Origin of the sequence: Thalassobacterium maritimum (assembly GCF_031127805.1) — a bacterium.
In the GTDB taxonomy this organism is placed as follows: domain Bacteria; phylum Verrucomicrobiota; class Verrucomicrobiia; order Opitutales; family Coraliomargaritaceae; genus Thalassobacterium; species Thalassobacterium maritimum.
The window spans coordinates 1-341 of sequence record NZ_JARXHW010000289.1 but is presented as its reverse complement, the minus strand read 5'-3'; the positions used below and the strand labels follow the sequence as shown (position 1 = coordinate 341).

General features: G+C 47.8%; 1 pseudogene. It reads right to left on the bottom strand.

The features are described 5' to 3' along the window. Positions 1–9: 9 nt before the first annotated feature. Positions 10–341, bottom strand: a pseudogene (locus tag QEH52_RS20380) (hypothetical protein); the annotation flags it as partial.

Sequence of the window (341 nt, the reverse complement as noted above, 5' to 3'; positions counted from 1 at the left end):
AAAAAAGGGTCATGTCGTTATGTTTGCAATGAGCTGTAGGAATGTCGCCTCATTGTGATTTCCATTCTGTTTGAATACGCCGACATAGCGACTGACCGCGTGGGGGACTCCCATGTTAAGCTGATCTGCAATCCATACATTGCTTGCGCTGGTTTTGCATTTTAGGACAGCGGCAATGAGTATCTTCCAATCTGCTGACTTCATTTCTTTGGTCGCATCATCATCCGTTTTATTCAGTGTCTGCATGCATTGCTCGAGCACTAGTTCCCACCTGAGCTCATTGGCTTCTTGAAGTGTGGCCCCGTCGTAGCGCGGGACTTTCTTGGTTGGTTCGTCGTCTT